Origin of the sequence: Coleofasciculus sp. G1-WW12-02, assembly GCF_040219735.1 — a bacterium.
Lineage (GTDB): Bacteria > Cyanobacteriota > Cyanobacteriia > Cyanobacteriales > Coleofasciculaceae > Coleofasciculus.
The window spans coordinates 20,123-34,619 of the sequence record NZ_JAVJRX010000008.1 but is presented as its reverse complement, the minus strand read 5'-3'; the positions used below and the strand labels follow the sequence as shown (position 1 = coordinate 34,619).

12 protein-coding genes are annotated in these 14,497 nt (G+C 44.5%); 8 read left to right on the top strand and 4 right to left on the bottom strand.

Annotated elements, in window-relative coordinates; genetic code table 11:
• Positions 1-109: 109 nt before the first annotated feature.
• From RID09_RS00775 to RID09_RS00760, 4 genes are all read left to right on the top strand, one after another.
• Complete coding sequence (locus RID09_RS00775) at positions 110-265, top strand: hypothetical protein (RefSeq protein ID WP_446334044.1); 156 nt, start codon at positions 110-112, stop codon at positions 263-265.
• 36 nt (positions 266-301) lie between these two features.
• Positions 302-1,630: a methyltransferase domain-containing protein gene (locus RID09_RS00770; protein ID WP_446334061.1), complete on the top strand. Its 1,329-nt coding sequence runs from the start codon at positions 302-304 to the stop codon at positions 1,628-1,630.
• Positions 1,631-1,752: 122 nt separating this feature from the next.
• Positions 1,753-2,313 (top strand): type IV pilin-like G/H family protein, encoded by a 561-nt coding sequence (locus tag RID09_RS00765; RefSeq protein ID WP_446334043.1) that lies wholly within the window; start codon positions 1,753-1,755, stop codon positions 2,311-2,313.
• Positions 2,314-2,440: 127 nt separating this feature from the next.
• Positions 2,441-4,681 carry an O-linked N-acetylglucosamine transferase, SPINDLY family protein gene (locus RID09_RS00760; protein ID WP_446334042.1) on the top strand — a complete coding sequence of 747 codons (2,241 nt, stop codon included), beginning with the start codon at positions 2,441-2,443 and terminating at the stop codon, positions 4,679-4,681.
• A 4-nt stretch (positions 4,682-4,685) separates the two neighbouring features.
• Here the strand turns inward: RID09_RS00760 and RID09_RS00755 are convergent, their stop codons facing one another.
• Complete coding sequence (locus RID09_RS00755) at positions 4,686-8,747, bottom strand: glycosyltransferase (protein ID WP_446334041.1); 4,062 nt, start codon at positions 8,745-8,747, stop codon at positions 4,686-4,688.
• A 115-nt stretch (positions 8,748-8,862) separates the two neighbouring features.
• Positions 8,863-9,222 (bottom strand): tetratricopeptide repeat protein, encoded by a 360-nt coding sequence (locus tag RID09_RS00750; RefSeq protein WP_446334040.1) that lies wholly within the window; start codon positions 9,220-9,222, stop codon positions 8,863-8,865.
• Between the two features lie 185 nt (positions 9,223-9,407).
• Between RID09_RS00750 and RID09_RS00745 the strand changes: the two genes are divergently transcribed.
• A complete protein-coding gene (locus RID09_RS00745; RefSeq protein WP_446334039.1) occupies positions 9,408-9,620 on the top strand; it encodes a hypothetical protein in 213 nt (70 codons plus the stop codon).
• Positions 9,621-9,736: 116 nt separating this feature from the next.
• Here the strand turns inward: RID09_RS00745 and vapC are convergent, their stop codons facing one another.
• A complete protein-coding gene (vapC, locus tag RID09_RS00740; RefSeq protein WP_446334038.1) occupies positions 9,737-10,144 on the bottom strand; it encodes a type II toxin-antitoxin system tRNA(fMet)-specific endonuclease VapC in 408 nt (135 codons plus the stop codon).
• On the bottom strand, positions 10,135-10,365 hold the full coding sequence (locus RID09_RS00735; protein ID WP_446334037.1) for an antitoxin: 231 nt from the start codon (positions 10,363-10,365) through the stop codon (positions 10,135-10,137). Before RID09_RS00735 ends, vapC begins: the two co-directional genes overlap by 10 nt.
• A gap of 347 nt (positions 10,366-10,712) precedes the next feature.
• On the opposite strand from RID09_RS00735, the gene RID09_RS00730 reads away from it, so the two are divergent.
• From RID09_RS00730 to RID09_RS00720, 3 genes are all read left to right on the top strand, one after another.
• Positions 10,713-11,813: a flagellar assembly protein H gene (locus RID09_RS00730; RefSeq protein WP_446334036.1), complete on the top strand. Its 1,101-nt coding sequence runs from the start codon at positions 10,713-10,715 to the stop codon at positions 11,811-11,813.
• A 307-nt stretch (positions 11,814-12,120) separates the two neighbouring features.
• Entirely contained in the window at positions 12,121-13,299 is a 1,179-nt protein-coding gene (locus tag RID09_RS00725; RefSeq protein ID WP_446334035.1) for a flagellar assembly protein H, read from the top strand.
• 365 nt (positions 13,300-13,664) lie between these two features.
• Positions 13,665-14,465, top strand: coding sequence for a hypothetical protein (locus tag RID09_RS00720; protein ID WP_446334034.1), 801 nt, complete (start codon positions 13,665-13,667; stop codon positions 14,463-14,465).
• The last annotated feature ends 32 nt before the right edge of the window (positions 14,466-14,497 follow it).

Here is a 14,497-nt window from a genome sequence, read left to right as displayed (position 1 = left end):
TCTCACATCCCCACCCCTACCTTTTCGATAAATCCGTGAAATCAGTGTTTCGTGCTGTGCTACCTGAAAAACCCCTCGACTGGCGTAGCACACCTAATATGTATGATGGATGGTTCCTCGTAGGGGCGCACCGACGTGCGCCCTTTCCCAACGTGCGCCCTTGTTGGTAAATGGTGTCAGTGACGATTATCCCTTCATAATCATTGCGATCGCGTCACCCATCCGATTATCCTTAGACTTGGGGGAAAAGCTTGAATGCTGTTGATTTGTGTCTGTGCCTTTGTATGGAGAGATAGCGCTGATGGATGAACAAGCGGCTGTATTACTAGAAAAAATTCGCCAGCAATTTGATTTTGGGCCCTATCCACGTATTCCCATAGACCGCTCCCCGAAAGATAATGTTAGCAAACTCTATATTCATAATTTTGTCACACCTTACTATGTAAGAAATCAAAAGGTAATAGATACGGAGCAGATAACAATTTTAGATGCTGGCTGTGGTGCGGGATATGGAGCTTTAATTTTAGCCGAAGCCAACCCTGGGGCAAAAATTGTCGGGATTGATATATCCGAGAAATCCCTGGAATTAGCGCGTCAGCGTTTAAAGCATCATGGTTTTGAGCAGGTAGAATTTCATCAGATCTCTATTTATGAGTTGCCTCAGCTCGGTTTAGAGTTTGACTACATTAATTGTGATGAGTTGCTTTACCTGTTTCCTGACCCAGCCATTGCCCTCCAAGCAATGAAGTTAGTGCTGAAGCCACAGGGGATTATTCGCAGCAATCTCCACAGCAAACATCAGCGGGTTAACTATTTCCGCGCTCAAGAAGCGTTCCAGATGATGGGATTGATGGAGGGTAATCCGGAGGATATGGAGATTGAAATCGTCTTAGACATAATGAAGGCTTTGAAGGATGGGGTTAACCTGAAAACCCAAACGTGGACTGGTAAGTATGAAGGGGAAGATGGAAAAGGAAATGTTTTAATGAACTATCTCTTCCAAGGGGATAAGGGCTACACGATTTCTGATTTATTTGCGGCGTTGAGAGGGGCAGACTTAGAATTTATCAGTATGGTGAATTGGCGGCAATGGGACTTAATGAAGCTATTCAAAGAGCCGGAGAATTTGCCCGTGTTTTTGGCGATGAGTTTACCCGATATTTCAGAGGAACAGCAACTGCGCTTATTTGAGCTATTACATCCCATCCATCGTCTATTGGACTTCTGGTGCGGGCATCCCCATCAAGCTCAACCCTTTGTACCGATTGCCGAGTGGACGAATGATGATTGGCAGGAAGCCCAGGTACATTTACATCCCCAGCTCAGAACCGCAGCCGTGAAAGAGGAAATGAGCAGATGTGTCACCCAGTTCAATCCCTGGGAAATCAGTAAGTATCTACCTGTGACGGGAGAGTCAAGATTGGTAGATAGTACTATTGCCGCTTGCCTGTTGCCTCTGTTGGAGTCGTCTCAGTTGATACCATCCCTGGTGGCGCGATGGCAGCAATTGCGCCCAGTGCATCCGGTAACCCTGGAGTCTACCAACCAAGAAGAGGCGTTGGAGACTGTCAAACAGGCATTGACTGGACTGGCAGAAAATGGATATGTGCTGGTAGAGCGTGCATCCTGAGTGACTGGGAACCCAGAAAAAAAATTTTTTTGGCGTCAGGTGATAGGAAAGTAGTCGGAAGTGGGTAAGTTACATGTAGGAGACAAAAGTCAAGCATCCCCCATCTCAAGGAGAAACCGTTCATGAAAACTGAACTCAAAGCCAAGTTCTTACAGCATCTCAGTCAGAAAAAGCAGGATCAGGGTTTCACGCTGATTGAACTGCTCGTCGTAATCATTATTATTGGTATTCTATCTGCTATTGCTCTGCCCTCCTTCCTCAACCAAGCGAATAAGGCGAAGCAGTCGGAAGCAAAAACTTATGTTGGTTCAGCGAACCGATCTCAACAAGCTTACTACTTGGAGGAAGGCAAGTTTGTGACCGACGTTGACGAGTTCGGTTTATTGGGTCTTGGCATTGCCACCGAAACCACTAATTATAAATATGGTGTTGAAGGTCAGAACACCGCTGGCGCCGAACAAACTACCCATTTGGCACAACCAAAGAGTGCCACCCTCAAAGCTTATGAAGGCGGCGTTGAGGTAGGCGAGGTAGCAGGTACAGGTGAGGCAACTACACTTGCTGTGTTGTGCGAAGGTATCAAGGCTCCGACGAACGGGGGACCTAATGCCGCTAGTACTACAATAGACTTCACTGGTGATGCACCCAAATGCGACGCAGCTTATAAACCCTTAGACGGTTAGAAGAGAAACTCTATCTGCAGTGGTTTTAGTAAATCTAAGTTAGACAAGGTGCTGAAGTGGGTAGGGAATCTCTACCCGCTTTGTTTTATTTCACAACTATTTCACAACTATTGATTAGTGTTTGCCGATGACGGATAAAGGTGCTTTTTTTACTAATATCGCTATCTGGCAGCAGCAAGCAAATCAGTGTCTAATTCAAGGCGACTATAGCCAAGCGGCAAGCCTATATGAACAAGCAATCGAGGCTGAACCTGATGTTAAATCCCATTACTGGCATTTAGGTTTGCTATTGCTGTTGCAGGGGCAGGAAACCGAAGCGCAAATGATCTGGCTGCTACCAATGGCAGAGGGAGAACCAGAGCAAGTCGAGCTTTGGACAAGAGAGCTGGTAGAAATCTTACAACAAGAAGCAGTCAGACGGGAAGCAGTAGCAGATGACAAGGTGGCTTGGGCAATCCGACAGCACATTAGAGAAATCAGCCCAGATAATTTAGATAACTTACTTCACATTATTCTGCTCTCTGTGCGCTTAGAGTTATTTGCGGATGACGATTCCACCCTATCTCAGGCAGTACAACAACTTAAGACAGACAAGTCTGGAAAAGTTGATGCTAGTTTGCTGTTGCAAGTGTTGGCGCAGATATTAGAGCATCACCCGCTTCATCCACAGGCTGTTGATTTGGCAGAATATTGCGTTTCTAGTCTTAATCGTTCCGAAGATTATTATCAAATATTAAACTCTATTTTGTTTGAGCAAGTAGAGTCCTTTGTAAAATATCTCCCTGCAAAAGTCGCTGCAAAATACCTTGAACTATGCCTGCGGCTACAACCTAACAACATATCGATTTTGGCAAACCTGGCAAACCTCTATCAGAACACAGGTAGGTATCTTGAGAGTCTGGAGTTTGCCCGACATATTCTTCGCTGCTCTCAGGCATTGGAAGATAAAATAGCGGGGAATTATCTGCAAATCAGAGGTCTAACGCGAGCTGGTGGGTACTGGCAAGAAGCATCTAAAATATATCAAAAACTGCAAGATCAGCTTCACAAACTCGTTGAATCAAACAGTATTGTCAGTGAAAACCATTTGCTCAGTTTGATAACAACGGTTGCTTTTTCTAACTATTTGACTGATGAGCCAGAAAAGACTCATAAGTTACGCAATAAAGTTGCCAAATTTTGTCAATCTAGCATCCAGAACTACTACCAACCGAGAGCGAGCCAATTTCAATCACTACAACTATCCAAGCGCCGTGATAGTTCTTTGAAACCCTTAAAATTAGGTTATATCTCTAGCTGCTTGCGCCGACACTCTGTTGGCTGGCTGGTGCGATGGATATTTCACTATCATAACCGCGATTTATATGAAATTTATGCTTATTCTCTCAAGCGAACCAATGATAGCTTGCAACAGTCTTTTGCTGAGAATAGTTCTCAATTTTGCGACTTGTCGGAAACCAAGACAGTTAGTGAAATTGCTGAGCGTATTAATCACGATGAAATTGATTTGCTAATCGACCTAGACAGTGTCACTTCTAGCGGAGTTTGTGGGGTTATGGCTTTGAAGCCTGCTCCCATTCAAGTCACTTGGCTAGGTTCTGACGCATCAGGGTTGCCAACAATTGACTATTTTATCGCTGACCCCTATGTTTTACCGGAATCTGCTGGAAATTATTATTCTGCCAAAATTTGGCGTCTACCCAAAACTTATATTGCTGTGGATGGTTTTGAGGTAGGTGTGCCTACTCTACGTCGGGATCAACTCAATATTCCTAGCGACGCTGTGGTGTATCTTAGCGCTCAAACTGGCTATAAGCGTCATCCTCATACGGCACGACTGCAAATGCAAATTCTTAAGCAGGTTCCTAATAGCTACTTTTTGATTAAAGGTTTGGCTGATGAAGAGTCAATCAAGCGCTTCTTTACCCAAATTGCTGAAGAAGCGGGAGTGGATAGTGAGCGTTTGCGATTTTTACCAGGGGTGGAATTAGAATCGGTTCATCGTGCCAATTTAGGCATTGCTGATGTAGTGCTAGATACCTATCCCTATAACGGAGCAACTACGACTTTAGAAACGCTCTGGATGTGTATTCCCATAGTCACAAGAGTTGGACAGCAATTTGCAGCTCGTAACAGCTATACCATGATCATGAATGCGGGTGTAACTGAGGGAATTAGTTGGACGGATGAAGAATATATCGAGTGGGGTGTGCGCTTAGGGAAAGACGAAACTCTGCGGCAAAATGTTGCTTGGAAACTGCGGCAATCCAGGCAAACTGCCCCCTTATGGAATGCCAAGCAGTTTACTCGTGAGATGGAAAACGCTTACAAACAGATGTGGCAAAAATACATTGAAGCTAATCAGTAGGAGTTTATATAAACTGCCAACGCCCTGTTTCTAACCGAACCGCTTGCTTCTTGCATACACTGTCTAGCGTACAGGATGGAATGCTTTCTGCTTTTACGCCTGTGATCACTTCTTGATTTTCGTTCTCTAAGATAATACGAGCCTGGAGGTGAGGCAAGAGAGATTTCCACTGCATTTCACCCAGATGTCCCATGAGAGATATTTCTGAACCCTCGGTAACATCTAAATCTTCCTGCATGAGTAGATTCATGGCTACAGCAGACAAAAAGAGATTAGCCTCCTCCTGAGAAATATTACTGGTGTCTATCAGCAACGTGATATGACTTCTATCCGCATGAGTCGCGATCGCTTTAATCACCTGTTCCAATTCTATCCCTAGTGACTCTTCAGGTTGAGACCAATCGGGGAATATAATTAAATTAATGTCTCTCAGATTTAAAGGCAAGAGGGTAGCATCAACAAAAGCCGCACTAACGATTTCCGCCATTTTTGACCATGAGAACATTTTCGCTTGTGCTAAACCCGCCGCAATTAGCGAGTTGCGAACATCGGGTTTTTGCACATCACAAAGCGCATTCGTTAGTTCATTATTATCAGTGTCATTCACATATAATGCCGCTTCCCCAGCCACTTCAGGAATAGATGCATTTGCACAAGTTATCACTGGACAACCACAAGCCATTGCCTCTAACAGTGGTAACCCAAACCCTTCATACTTTGAGGGATAAACTAATGAAACCGCACCAGAATAAGCGGTTCTCAATTCCTCGTCACTAAGTTGCAACATATGGACAACACTACCCGACGCATAAGTTCTTAACTCTGGAGAAAGCAGGGAACCGCTACCCGTGCAAACAATATCAAAACCCTGTTTACTATACAGTTGAGCAAACGCTTGGAAAAATAGAATTGTATTCTTATACCCGCCTCCAGTACCTACCAGAATAAAATAAGGCTTTGAGATGCCGTACTTCGTGCGAAAACTATTCACCTCCTCCAAATTCGCTGGAGAAAAAATGCTTTTAACTCCACAAGGAGCCACTCTTACCAATTCTGGAGATATCTCTGGGAAAAACCTTACCAAATCACGCGCTGTATTTTCTGAAATCGCCAGGTAAGCAGACGCCTGTTGAATCGCACGATGTTTTTCTTTCCACATAGGATTATTCATATCCCATTCCAGAACTTCTGGAATCATGTCATACGCCATAAACACAGATGGCGTTGACAGGGGTGTCGTATAGTAAGTAGAAATAAATAAATCAGCACCTTCCTCATCACACACCTGCTGTAACATTGTCCGGTCAGCATCTGTACTGCTATAGTCATAAAGTGGTACACTTCGATAACGGATTCCAGGAATTTGGGGCGCTGTTCCAGATCGGTCAAGTATCACAATATATTTGGCAAATTCTTTATGTGACCATTCTTCTAGTAACGAACGCCAGACCCGGGCAATTCCAGTTTTGTATAGCTGGAAAAATACACCATCTATACAGATTTTTAAACCTAATTTTTCGGATATTCCACTATTTTTATGAAACCAGACTCCCGTATCATCAATCTTTTGTATGGCAAATGATTCGCCTCGAAGTCGCTCAAACTCATGCACAGCTTTTCTACAACCTTCCCAATGACCGTAGTCATCCACTTGAATAATGCCTTGAGGAACAACGCTCTCATAGAACGTGTTGAATATTTCTTTTGTTGATTCGTACCAGTCCCCATCCGCATGTAAGAAAGCAATGTTGCTTATTACTGACTTATATTCTGGCAAAGTCTCGCAAAATAAACCCTGGACAGGTATGACTATATTTCTAACGTTCAATAACTGACATATTTTGTCCAAATTTTCACGAATTGGAGCTTTTAATGTCCCTACCCCGAATCCCGTTAAATTCGCTGGAATCCCCTTATGTCGGTCAATTTCAGTAGGATTTGGCATTCCTTCAAAAGTATCAAAGGCGTATAGGAGTCGAGGGCGTAAAGTATATTTTTGGATTACGGATGCTAATAGAGCTGCTGCTCCTCCCTTATAAGTTCCACACTCCACAAAATTTCCGGGAATATCATCCAAACAGACTTTCTTAGCTAGGGAGTAAAGTGAGAACAACCGCGCTTCACTTAATAGGGTGTAGGGTCGGACAATATCAAGGATTTCTTTAAATTCATAAGATGAATCTTGGGATAAACCACTTACTAAATAATCTTGCAAGTGGGTAGGTAATTCCCAGTCAACTTTTGGATCGGGTTGATGCTTAACGGGTTCAACATTTCCTCGCCAAGCCACTCCCATAATTTGCATAGTTTGATAAACCATCGTTTGCCACCCTTTTTCTTTGAAGTAGTCTAAACCTTCAGCTACATCAGGAGAAGCTAAATCATGGAAGAGAATTAAAGCATCCACTTCGGCAAATTTTTCGCACATAATTGCATCATTAAGCGGTGCGGGAGCCTCGTGACTACCATCAATAAAAATCAATGACCACTTGCGTTGAAACTGAGTAGCTAGCTCCTCTATTTTTTGGGGACTACAACCAGCAATTAGATTAACTGAGTCAAGAACATTAGCGTCTCTGAGGGAACTACTTACGCTTTGATAAAATTCATGTTGAACCAACAAAGGGTCAATTACATCTAACTCTACTCCAGCCAATCCTAAATGACAGGCTGACCAACCCAACCAACAGCCAATTTCTAAAGCTCTTTTTCCTTTAAAATTGAGGGCTGTATTATAGAGAATATGAGCTTCATCTCGATTGAGAAATCCCACTCCAGGTTGCCGCTTGTCTACATACCAGTTATGGGGAACTTTCCAACGCAGATAGGGCCAACGACAGGCTCTTTTATCACCAACAATCATGTTGGGAAAATATTTATCAAGTTTAATAATAGAGAACTCAGGCGAAACGTAATCACCATTGGGTAACAAAGCTCGCTCAATCACTCCTACTGTCTCCTTAACCATGCGTTCTTCTCTAAACATTTTTTCAGCTCGCCGTTTGCCAGCCTGACCACAAGAGTGGCATAACTCTGGATTAGTCACCCAGTCTTGAATCGCTTTTATCAATTCCTTGACTGTAGCCTGTGAATCGATTTTTGGATCAGGCAGCAATTTGCCCGTATCACCTACTTCTTCCGGAATACCACTTACAGCCGTTGCAATAACAGGTAATCCCTTTGCCATTGCTTCCATAACACACAACGGCATTCCCTCTAATTGGGATGGAAAAACAAAAATATCACTAGCATCAAGCCAATCTGAAACGTCTGAAATTTGCCCCAAAAACTTAATTTGATCAGTTACGTTTAGTTCATCTACTAATTTTTTTATTCTATCTTCAAGTTGTGGCTCAAAAATACCAGCACCAGCCCATACAAAATAAACTTTAGTCCAAATTGGACTTTGTTTGAGTTGCTTAATTGCTTCTAACTGGTACTGGTAACCTTTTCGCATCTCTATACGAGCGGCTGTGAAGCAAACTACAGCATCAAATGGAATGTTCAGCTCTTGTCGCAGGCGTTCACGAGCCGATGAGTCGCGAGGTTTAAAGTATTCTACAGGTCTTCCATAGTAAATAACCTTACCCTGGTTTTTAGGAAGTCTAAAGAGTTTGTATAATAAATTCAAATTATCATAGGAAACTGCAATAACTGACTTAGCGTGACTGTAGTGATGTGATAACTCTTCTAAGTATTCAGCGAAGCGATCTGCTAGATGAGGTTCAACAAGACCTTCGACAATAATATAGGGAATTGAAAGCTGGATAGCTACTTTCTTAATAGCAAAATTTGAAAATGGATTGGAGTTACTACAAACAAGTAGATCGGGTTTATTAGATGGGTGGCTAAAAAGGCGTATAACATCATTAAAATTATCACGACTTACCCACAGATGTTGAATACCTAAATGTTTTTGAGCGTTAATGAGTTGATTAGATGTTTGATGTTGTAAACAGCTTACTCGATATCCTAACTTAACTAAACCACAGAGAATGGAGTGATTATATTGGGCGACACCACCAATTCCTGGATCGTCCGTACATAAAACTATATGTTTATTCATATTAACAGCTTGGTTGTGAGACAAGGCATCCTATCAAGATGATATTGATAACTTTGATGTTAAGCAACTTTTAGCGATCGCTCTCTCCACTCCCCTAACTCTCTTTTCCCACCTGCTATTGCAACTGCTCCAACTGTAACTTATACCCTGCCTCCTGAGGATGCAACTCCACCAACTTCTCCAACGGCGCGATCGCACCTTGAGTATCCTGCATCTGTAACCGTATCTCCACCAAGCCTTCCAGCGCCACCCGATTATCCGGTTCCCTCTCTAAAACCAACTCATACCCCCGTTCCTTAGCTGCTAGCTGTTGCTCAACCAACACCTCTTCCGGGATAGCCGTCGTTTTCGGTTGCTGTAAGGCGTTACTATAGAGACCAAATAGCCCATAGCCCGTAGACCCTAGAAAGGCTACCATTGAGAATACAAGAAGAATTCGTTTGAGAGGATTTTCCTTGGGTTTCTTATCAGACATACCGACCTAGGGGTAAATGAATCTGCCAGTTAATCAAGTCTCGGCTAATCGCTCAAATCAGCCAAAGCGAGCGAGAACGACCGAATTTAACCAGCTTGAGCATTGAACGGTGAACCTGAGTTCACAGCTTCGCCCTATCCTTAACCTACCCATATCTCGACCCAGAGCGATCACCTAACCTTATAATGCCTCAAACCAATTGTATCGGGCGCACGTTAGTGCGCCCCTACGTGCGGGCGACAAACGGTGCGATCGCCTGTTCCATTCGGGTCAATTCAATGGTGCGATCGCTCCCTTGTTCCCATCCCCGTCAATTTTATCGGGCGCACGTCTATGCGCCCCTACGGACGGACGACAAAGGCTGCGATCGCTCGCCTGTTCCATTCCGGTCAATTTAGCCTTTGTTGTTCCCTCCCCTTAGCAAGGGGAGGGTTAGGGAGGGGTCGCGTCAAGGTATTGCTTTGTTAATTAAGTAAAGGGCGACCCATGCGATCGCATCAAGCTTATCAGCCCGTCATGCTACCCAGTTTTCCCAAGTCAAGCCAGGAATTCTGGAAAATTCTCTCACGTTATTGGTAACTAAAGTGATGCCAAGATCAAGAGCTTGAGATGCAATAAGCAAATCCATTGCACCAATAACAATCCCCATTTTTTCTAATTCTGATCGCATTTTACCATAAGTTTGTGTTGTTTGGGCATCAAAAGGTAAAATTTCCAGCATCATTAGAAACTGACTCAACGCCGTCCTGTTTTGTTCTTGACGCTGACTTTTGTAAGCTCCATACTCCAGTTCAGCCACTGTAATAGATGATACGCCAACATCAGATGGACTGAGGCTTTGAAACTTTTCGAGTACGTTGGCGGGTTTTTGTCTGATAATGTAGATGCAAATATTAGTATCCAACAAAAATATTATTGCCATGTTTCTCTAGTTTCCAGGCTAGGCTGCTCCCGATTCTCCATAAAGTCCTTTGAAAAGAGATTTAAGCTTTCTCTTAAAGTTTGCCAAGGATTAGCTTTAGGAATCAAAATCAGGACGTTACCAATTTTTTTAATATAAACTTCGTTATCCTGAAATTGAAACTCTTTGGGTAATATAACCGTCTGATTATCATCATTAATTAATAATTTTGCTGTCTTCATCTATGTTTCGCGGCTGGGTATCTAGGGAGGAAAGCTGCGCCTCCTAATAATTACAAAGATAACATAAGCATTGAACCGAACTCGCCTGTTCCCTTCCGGTCAATTACATCGTGCGATCGCAGCCTTATTCCCAGCAAGCACCAATCTTGTTCCCTCCCCTTCGAGGGGAGGGTTAGGGAGGGGTCAGATCACGGTCTTGCTTTGTTGATTAAGTTTTGGGCGACCCGACCCAATTGAAGGGATTGGAGTTGTTCATTGATGAGGTGCATCTCGCCCCTACCGATCGCGAATTTTCTCCAACTCCGGTAAGATAGACAGCTACACTCGTAGACTATCCCCATTCCCCAATGACCCGATTCCCTCACGACCAATTTGCCAAGGAATACCTTGACCAACTTTTATCCCCCATAGGAATCGTTGAGACGAGTCGAGACATTGCTGGGGAAGTGCGAGAGGTTGATGTCTACTTCACACCCACCTCTATCTCAAATGACTACCTCCTCTCTCTGGGACTTTTAGGGCGCTTCGCCACAACGTCCGCCGTCTTTGAACCCTTTCGCAATGCTGTCACCTCCGAGCAAATTTGTGATTGTATTTCCAAACTATTTGACCTACATCGGGAATTGAGACGACGCGCCAGACGGGAATCCACCTCCCTGAACCCGAGTGAACTCCCCCGACTATGGATACTCACCCCCACCGCCTCAACCCCCTTACTCGATAGCTTTGGCGCCTTGGGCGACGAACAAAACTGGTTAAATGGACTCTATTTTCTCCACGAGGCGTTCAGAACAGCCATCGTCGTCATCCACCAACTCCCTCGTATCCCAGAAACCCTCTGGTTGAGACTTCTAGGAAAAGGTACAGTCCAACAGCAAGCCATAGAGGAAATCACCGCATTACCCGAAGACAGCCAACGGCGGCAGTCTACGCTAGAGTTATTGTATGACTTGCAAGCCAACTTACAAGCCAATCAAGAACAAAAATTAGACACAGAGGACAGGGCGTTAATTATGGCATTAGCACCCCTATATCGGCAACAACTCGACGCCGCGCTGCAACGAGGCATGGAACAAGGATTGCAACAAGGCATACAACAAGGCATACAACAAGGACAACGGCTGATTATCGAAAACCTCCTCCAGACTCGTCTGGGACAATTGACTCCCACCCTGAGTGCTTTAATTACTCCTTTATCGGCATTACCCCCTCAGCAATTAACCCCATTTCTCCTGCAATTATCTCAACTCGAAAACAGTGAATCAGCAATCAAACAAATACAGCATTTTATTGTCGAAAATTTGCTTCAAATTCGATTTGGAGAATTGGATGAGCAACTGACAACACTAGTCTCTTCTTTATTAGCATTACCTCCCCAACAGTTAAGCCAATACCTCTCACAACTACCTCAGCTATCCCGTGAGCAACTCCTAGCTCGATTTCCCTAAGCCAGTCCTTAAACTAAACCTGCCCCTGTCGTTCCCTCCCCTTGAAGGGGAGGGGTCGCGTCAAGGTATTGCTTTGTTGATTAAGCTGCTATGCAGCTAAATCCAATAATTTAGCTCCTGAAACCTTTTGCTAGCTTAGATTGCCTTATCAAATTAAATGCGTTACAGCTTAAGTAAAGGGCGACCCGATCGAATTGAATGGATTGGGGTTGTTAATTGATGCAGGTATCTCGCCCCTACCGATCGCGAATTTTCTTCAACTCCGGTAAGATAGACGGCTACACTGGTAGACTATCCCCATTCCCCAATGACTCGATTTCCCCACGACCAATTTGCCAAAGATTATCTTGACCAACTCTTATCCCCCATAGGAACCGTTGAGACGAGTCGAGACATTGCTGGGGAAGTGCGACAGGTTGACGTTTACTTCACCCCCACTTCTACCCCAAATGACTACCAAACCACCCTTGGACTTTTGGGACGCCTAGCCACAACACCCGCCGTATTTGAACCCTTTCGCAACGCTGTCATCCCTAGTCAAATCCGCAGTTGTCTGTCTAAACTGTTTGACCTACATTCAGAATTAGAACGACGCGCCCGACGGGAAAATACCTCCATCAACGACAGTGAACTCCCCCAACTATGGATTCTCACGCCCACCGCCTCAAGCCGATTATTAGCAGGATTTAGAGCCATAAACGATGAACCTAACTGGCTAGAAGGAATCTACTTCATGGGAGAATCTCTCAAAACAGCCATCATCGTCATCCACAAACTCCCTCTTACTCCCCAAACCCTATGGCTAAGACTTCTCGGAAAAGGCAGAGTTCAACAGCAAGCCATTGAGGAGATCACCGGATTACCCGAAGACCATCCATTGCGGAAATCTGCGCTAGATTTATTGTATAACTTGCAAGCCAACTTACAAGCCCATCAAAACTTAGAAACAGAGGAGAGGGAGTTAATTATGGCATTAGCACCCCTATATCGGCAACAACTCGACGCCGCACTGCAACGAGGCATAGAACAAGGCATGCAACAAGGTATGCAAAAAGGTATACAACAAGGTATACAACGAGGCATAGAACAAGGCATGCAACAAGGCATGCAACAAGGTATGCAGCAAGGTATACAACAAGGACAACGGCTGATTCTCGAAAACCTCCTCCAGACTCGTGTGGGACAGTTGACTCCCACCCTGAGTGCTTTAATTACTCCCTTATCGGCATTACCCCCTCAGCAGTTAACCCCATTTCTCCTGCAATTATCTCAACTCGAAAACAGTGAATCGGGAATCCACCAAGCACAGCATTTTATTGTCGAAAATTTGCTTCAAATTCGATTTGGAGAATTGGATGAGCAACTCAGCGCACTGGTCACTTCTTTATTAGCATTACCCCCCCAACAGTTAAGCCAATACCTCTCACAACTACCTCAGCTATCCCGTGAGCAACTCCTAGCTCGATTTCCCCAAGCCAGTCCTTAAACTAAACGTGCCGTTGTTGTTCCCTCCCCTTCAAGGGGAGGGTTAGGGAGGGGTTAAATCAAGGCATTGCTATTGTTTATTAAGTAAAGGGCGACCCGATCCAATTGAATGGATTGGAGTTATTCATTGATGAGGTGCATCTTGCCCCTACAAGGATCGCCTGTTTCCTTCTGGTCAATTCAACCGTGCGATCGCTCCCTTATTCCCATTCCCGTCAATTGTATCGGGCGCACGTCTGTGCGCCCCTACAGGGACTTACAAATCTTTAGGAACTCGCGTTAGTCTAACGTTAGCGAAGCTAGGCTAGTTTTGTTTGTGTAGCTGTGGTTCAATCCCCTAACTAATAATCAATACATTTACCAAAAATGCTGACCCAATCTTCTCAACCCTTACGTCAATCTCTCATTCCTTCCCTGATTGCCATCCTCTGTATCATCGCCATAGGGGGGTTGCAAATTCCCCAACTCAATCAGCTCCAAGGCAGGGGCAAAACGCCCTCTCCCACAGAACTGCAACGCCAAATCGAAGCCGAAAAGGTGCGCCTAAATCTCCTCCAGAAAGTACCAACATTCGGATTTGATAACCTATTAGCCGATTGGGTTTTTCTCAATTTCCTGCAATACTTTGGGGATGATGAAGCTCGCGATGTCACCGGCTATCAACTGAGTCCCGAATACTTTGAAGTGATTCTAGCCCGTGACCCCCGCTTCTTAGAAGCCTACTTTTTCCTTTCAGGTAGCACATCCCTCTATGCGGGTATGCCAGATCGATCAGTAGAACTGATGGAAGAAGGACTCCAGCAGCTTTCCCCCCAAGTTCCCCCCAAATCCTATTACATCTGGCGCTATAAGGCAATTGACGAACTGTTATTCCTGGGTGACGCCCAAGCCGCCCGCCAATCCTTTGAGAAAGCCGCAGAATGGGCAAGCACATATCAAGACGAAGAAAGTCAGTATGTTGCCTCAATTTCCCGCCAAACCGCTCAATTTCTTGCCCGCAATCCCTTAAGTAAATCAGCCCAAGTCAGTGCTTGGTCAATGGTGCTACAAAATGCCCTAGACGATGGCACTCGTCAGCGTGCCATTAATCAGATTGAAGCACTCGGCGGTAAAGTTGTCACCACCCCAGAAGGTGCTGTGAAAATTCAACTCCCAAGCAGTGATTAAAGTTTGCAGGGAAAGCAATGTTCCAGACATAA